This is a genomic window from Pigmentiphaga sp. NML030171 (assembly GCF_002188635.1).
GTDB lineage: Bacteria > Pseudomonadota > Gammaproteobacteria > Burkholderiales > Burkholderiaceae_B > Pigmentiphaga > Pigmentiphaga daeguensis.
The window spans coordinates 1-5449 of the sequence record NZ_NINX01000020.1 but is presented as its reverse complement, the minus strand read 5'-3'; the positions used below and the strand labels follow the sequence as shown (position 1 = coordinate 5449).

General features: G+C 59.7%; 5 protein-coding genes and 1 pseudogene. 5 read left to right on the top strand and 1 reads right to left on the bottom strand.

Annotation, left to right across the window (positions count from 1 at the left end; translation table 11 throughout):
- The first annotated feature begins 43 nt into the window (after positions 1-43).
- The 5 genes from CDO46_RS05230 (at position 44) to CDO46_RS05210 (ending at position 5078) form a co-directional block, all read left to right on the top strand.
- Entirely contained in the window at positions 44-1120 is a 1077-nt protein-coding gene (locus tag CDO46_RS05230; protein ID WP_087837511.1) for an ornithine cyclodeaminase family protein, read from the top strand.
- 21 nt (positions 1121-1141) lie between these two features.
- Positions 1142-2161 carry a dihydrodipicolinate synthase family protein gene (locus CDO46_RS05225; RefSeq protein ID WP_087837510.1) on the top strand — a complete coding sequence of 340 codons (1020 nt, stop codon included), beginning with the start codon at positions 1142-1144 and terminating at the stop codon, positions 2159-2161.
- 9 nt (positions 2162-2170) lie between these two features.
- Positions 2171-3634, top strand: a complete 1464-nt coding sequence (locus CDO46_RS05220; protein WP_087837509.1) for an NAD-dependent succinate-semialdehyde dehydrogenase — start codon at positions 2171-2173, stop codon at positions 3632-3634.
- Between the two features lie 41 nt (positions 3635-3675).
- On the top strand, positions 3676-4299 hold the full coding sequence (locus CDO46_RS05215; protein WP_140416831.1) for a nuclear transport factor 2 family protein: 624 nt from the start codon (positions 3676-3678) through the stop codon (positions 4297-4299).
- 119 nt (positions 4300-4418) lie between these two features.
- On the top strand, positions 4419-5078 hold the full coding sequence (locus tag CDO46_RS05210; protein ID WP_176400660.1) for a TetR/AcrR family transcriptional regulator: 660 nt from the start codon (positions 4419-4421) through the stop codon (positions 5076-5078).
- 79 nt (positions 5079-5157) lie between these two features.
- On the opposite strand, the pseudogene CDO46_RS05205 reads toward CDO46_RS05210, so the two are convergent.
- Positions 5158-5449, bottom strand: a pseudogene (locus tag CDO46_RS05205) (ABC transporter ATP-binding protein); the annotation flags it as partial.

The following is a 5449-nucleotide window of genomic DNA, read 5'->3' as shown; positions in this document are numbered from 1 at the left end:
TAGCCGCACGCGGCTGCTGTCTCTCCTTAACCTGCCGAAGTCCATGACCTGCACATCCAGTAATGGTGCTGCGCAAGCGCAGCTATCACCGACGTTATTCCTCACAGACGAAGACGTAAGCCACCTCACCGAGTGGCAAGCCTCGGTCAATGCATTGCGCGCCGCCTACGCGCAGCCTGATGATCCAGCAAGGCTGCCGCCTCGAACGATGGCGCGAGGCAAAGGCGTGTGGTTGAGAAGCCTGACGGCTGTGGCGCCAAGTGGCGACTTCATGGGCAGCAAGCTTATCGCCGCATCCCCCCGGGCCGGATACGCGAGCTACCTGATCTCGCTCTTCGACACGAACACCATGGCGCTGGCGGCCCTTATTGACGGCAACCAAGTCACGGGTATTCGTACCGCGGCTACCTCGGCCGTTGCCATTGACGTGTTGGCGCCGACTCGCGGTCTGCGCGTGACGTTGATCGGTTCCGGATTCGAAGCCCAAGGCCAACTCGAGGCACTGGCGGCTACGCGCCAAATCGAGTCGGCCACTGTCTACAGTCCGAGCCTGACAAGCCGCGCGCGCTTTGTCGAGAAGTTCGCACTGCTGCTTCCGTCGGTCAAGGTTAGCGCTGCATCCTCGGCTGAAAGAGCTGTGAGAGATGCCGACGTGGTGATATGCGCTGCTCGCTCGCATGACGAATCTCCGGTGTTGCGCGGCGAATGGTTGCGGCCCGGCATGACCGTGGTGTCGATTGGCTCCACGCTGCCTGAACAACGCGAGGTTGACTCGGAAGTGATCCGGCGTGCCGACCTCATCGTTGCGGACATGCCGGAAGAGGTTGCTCACGATACCGGCGACATGCTCGTGGCCACGCGTGAAGGCGTAATTTTCGAGGACAAGCTGGTATCTCTTTCGTCGGTCGTCTGCAAGGAAGGTAGCTTCCGGCGCGACGGCAGTTCGATCCTGCTTTTCAAATCGGTGGGCTCAGCGTTGCAAGACGTTGTCATCGCAGAAATGCTTCTGCTACGCGCGCGCACACAGCTTGTTGGCACAACTTTGCCCGTTGGCATAGTTCCAGTGGCCAAGTGGAAGGCTCCGACACCACAAGAACCCGTCGCGGCAAGCACCGCCTGAATTCTCAACAAGGAAACATCCATGACCCGCTATAAGAAAAACGAAGCCCGCGCCTGGGCACGTCAATACCTGACAGGCTGTTCGGCCGTCACTATTCCTACCTTCACTTCCGATTTGAAGGGTCTAAACGAGGCAGCCATCCGGCACGATATGCAACTGGTGAAGAAGTTGGGTTTCAGCTACACGTTGCTATGTGCCGAAGTCGCGATCACACCGCAGGAGAACGCGCAATTCACCGCCATTGCCCGCGACACGGTCGGCAAGGACTTCGGCCTATTCTTTCACGCCGCGTTCGGCACGCTGGCTGAAAACATCGAAGCCGTAAAGCTTGCCGAAAAAGCTGGTGCGGACATCGTTTTGCTGTCCTATCCCAGCCAGTTCTGGCCAAACTCCGAACAGGAGATCTATGACTACACCAAGGCGTTTTGCGACGCTACAGACCTCGCGGTCATGCTATTTCCCATACCTTTGTGGGGCTTCGAACGCGTGCATCCGGCCGGCATGTCGACTGAACTGGTGCGACGGTTGCTGAAGGACTGCCCCAACATTGCCGCGATCAAATCCGAACAGGGCTACCCGCTGATCGGCGGCATCTGCGAGATGTACCACCACTTCAGGGACGACGTGGTCATCAGCTGCCCGATCGAATCTGATGCAATCCCACTCATGGGGCTGATGAAACTCCAGTTCTCGGGCACAAGCAATACGCAGTGGATGAGCGAGTACTACCCGAAAGCCTTTGCACTCGCGCAGGCCGGAAAGTTTGAAGAAGCCATGGCGTTGTACTGGAAAGTGAATCCTGCACGTAGCGCGAACGGTGTTGGTACCCAAGCCTACATAGCTGGCTCGTCTGTGCTCAACCGCACGATGTGGAAGTACCAGGACTGGCTTGCGGGTTTCAACGGCGGGCCGTTGCGCGCGCCGGCTATGCGGGTACCCGACCGCTTCATGAAAGGATTCCGGGCGGGACTGCAAGCCAGTGGCCTCCCCGTCACGAACGATCCGGACCATCTGTTTATGGTCGGCCGAAATCCGGCTTGACGTGGCGTTATGAACCATCTGCTCAAAGACCCGACGTTGTTGCATGGTGCTGCCTATGTGAACGGTTTGTGGGTCCAAGAAACCCCACATGGTTTCTATGACCTTCGGAACCCTGCGACGGCCGAAGTGCTAGTGCACCTTCCGCGCATGCGCGAGGCCGAGACACGGCAAGCAATTGAATTTGCCCACGAGGCTTTTGGGGCCTGGCGCAGGACGCCGGCAAAGCACCGTTCAAGAATCTTGCGGCGATGGTACGAGCTCATCGTCGAAAACCGGGAGGACCTGGCTAAGCTGATCACTCTGGAAGAAGGCAAGCCGTTGGCAGAGGCCCGCGGAGAGGTCGACTACGCAGCATCCTTCATTGAATGGTTCTCAGAGGAGGCTAAGCGTGTCTATGGCGAATTGGTGCCTCCCCCGGGCACGCGCCAGAAGATTGTTGTTCTCAAAGAGCCGATCGGAGTGTGCGCTGCAATTACTCCCTGGAATTTCCCAGCCGCCATGATCACTCGCAAGGCGGGACCCGCGCTCGCTGCGGGGTGCACTATGGTTGTCAAGCCGGCCAGCCAGACTCCCCTGACCGCGCTGGCACTGGCCGACTTGGGTGCTCGCGCGGGTCTGCCAAGCGGCGTTTTCAATGTTGTCACCGGGAACGATACGCGGGCTATAGGCGGCGAACTGACCGGCAATGTACTGGTGCGCAAGGTCACATTCACTGGCTCAACTGAAGTTGGGCGGGTCCTGCTCGAGCAGTCAGCCCGCACGATCAAGAAGTGCTCAATGGAACTCGGCGGAAATGCGCCTTTCATGATTTTTGACGACGCTGACCTGGACGCGGCAGTAGACGGTGTAGTGGCCTCCAAATTCCGTAACACGGGTCAGGCTTGCATCAGTGCCAACCGGGTTCTAGTGCAGGCGGGTGTGATTGACGAGTTCGCCGCAAAGCTTGTAGCGCGCGTGCTGACCCTCAAAGTCGGCAATGGGCTGGAAGAAGGCGTACAGCAGGGCCCGTTGATCGATAGTAAGGCCGTCGCCAAAGTCGAGGAGCACATTGCTGATGCCGTCAGCCGAGGGGCCTCGGTTGCCTGCGGCGGCAAGCGGCACAGGCTCGGTGGTCAATACTTCGAGCCAACAGTGCTGACAGGCGTGTCGCCGGAAATGGCCATCGCGCGCGAGGAAACTTTCGGGCCGGTGGCGCCGCTCTTCCGGTTCGATTCCGAGCAAGAAGGCCTGGACATGGCGAACGACACGGAATTCGGATTGGCCGCTTACCTCTACAGCCGGGATGCGGCCCGCATCTGGCGTGTGGCGCAGGCACTCGAGAGTGGGATGGTCGGAGTGAACTGCGGGTTGATCTCGAACGAGGTGGCGCCTTTCGGAGGCGTCAAGCAAAGCGGCCTTGGCCGAGAAGGCTCTCGTCATGGCATCGATGAATATCTCGAAATGAAGTATGTATGTTGGGATGGTCTGGAATGATCGCAGGGAGCCCTCTCAAATGCCTGTGACAAGACTGGCCCGTGCTGGGCCTGCTGCGCGGCGACTTCGCCGCCCTCGAAGCGGTGCGCATCGACACGAGCAATGCGGTGCCCCGCGCCGCCGGGAAACAGAGCGTGGTCGGCGCCTACGTCCACGGCGAGGCGCATCTCGATCCCGGCGCGGGCAACGCCCGGGCTGTTGCATTTGGCGGCGTGCTGGTGCTGTCGTTCACTGCTGTCGAGGAACATTTGCGCATCCGCTCCATCCGCTTCCAGCTCAACTGGGTCCAAGGGGATGTCGGGTTGCTCACAGGCTGGCAGTTGCCGGTGATGGATCGGCTATGGCAGCCCGGTGATGCACCTGCCGTGGTGGTCAGCGAACTCGACGCACCGTGGCATCAGATCCCGGCTTCCGATCTGCCGACCAGCGACAACGACGCCATCGCCGAAGCTTGGTTTCGCTACGCATGGGGGCTGGACCAGGCCGATTTTTCACTGTTTGAGCAGGCTTTCAGCGAGGACGTGGAGGCCGAACTGACGCCGATGGGCCGCCCGAAGGGGCGGCGCACACTGATGGCCACGCTCAAGGCCTTTCGCATGCCGTGGCCGTGGATGAAGCACTATGAACCGCCCCGGGTCGGACGTTCCTGCGACCCCTCATGCTGAAGCATCTGAAGGCTCCGCGGTGAGTCGGCTTGGACTATGCCAATCAGGTAATCGCGCGATAAACTACCTGCCTTACCCAGCTTTGTCGTGCGCCAATGCCCCCCTCTTCCAAGCCCACCATGCCAAAGAATCAGGCTGCTCCCGGCACGCGGCGTTTAGCCCCGGAACAACGCGAGCAGCAGATTGTCGCCAAGGCCATCGAGCACTTCACACGCTACGGCTTCGCAGGAAGCACACGTGAGCTTGCACGCGAGATCGGTGTAACCCAACCCCTTCTCTACAAGTACTTCCCAAGCAAAGAAGCGCTGATCGATCGTGTCTATTCGGAAGTCTTCAGCTGGCAATCAAGCTGGGAGACCGATCTGACCGACCGCACCGTGACGCTTGCCGAGCGCCTGTATCGCTTCTACAGCGACTACGCACAGGTGATCCTTCGCGAGGAATGGATCCGCATCTTCATCTTCGCAGGCTTGACTCGGGAAGGCATAAACAACAAGTACCTGAGCCGCTTGCGTACACGCGTCTTTCTTCCGGTCCTGATCGAAGTTCGGCATGAATACAGCATTCCAGAGCCGCGAACGGCCGCTGAACTGGAAAGCGAGATCGAGTTGGTATGGGCGCTGCACGCCAGCATCTTCTATCTCGGTGTTCGCAAATGGATCTATGGACTAAAGACTCCGAAGGACATCGATGCCCTGATCCGCACCAAGGTCAATGTGTTTCTGCACGGAGCACCCCAGGAGATGTCGGAGTTTCGCAGGACGCCCCCTCCCGGTTGACAAGACACTGCGCACGAGAAACTGTGGGCCGCGGCGATGCCCGCCGCACGCCCAACTGTGCGCAGAATCGACAGCAACACTACACAGCGCAGTACCGCTCTTGGATGGCGGCATCGGCCAGCATGGCCTCAGCAGTTCCCGCGTACACCACCTCGCCCTGATCGAGGATGTAGGCCCGGTCGGCGATACGAAGCGCCAACTCGACGTTCTGCTCGATCAGCAAGATGGTGACACCTGACTGCTTGAGCGTTCGGAAGTAGCGGAACATCTCATCCACGAGCAAAGGCATGATGCCCTCCGAGGGTTCGTCCAGGAGGATGAATTTCGGCTTGGATGCCGCGGCTCGGGCGATGGCAAGCATCTGCTGTTCG

Excerpts from the sequence above, each read along its gene's own strand:
- CDO46_RS05230 (WP_087837511.1), top strand. The coding sequence starts at position 44 with ATGACCTGCACATCCAGTAATGGTGCTGCGCAAGCGCAGCTATCACCG.
- CDO46_RS05225 (WP_087837510.1), top strand. The coding sequence starts at position 1,142 with ATGACCCGCTATAAGAAAAACGAAGCCCGCGCCTGGGCACGTCAATAC.
- CDO46_RS05220 (WP_087837509.1), top strand. The coding sequence starts at position 2,171 with ATGAACCATCTGCTCAAAGACCCGACGTTGTTGCATGGTGCTGCCTAT.
- CDO46_RS05210 (WP_176400660.1), top strand. The coding sequence starts at position 4,419 with ATGCCAAAGAATCAGGCTGCTCCCGGCACGCGGCGTTTAGCCCCGGAA.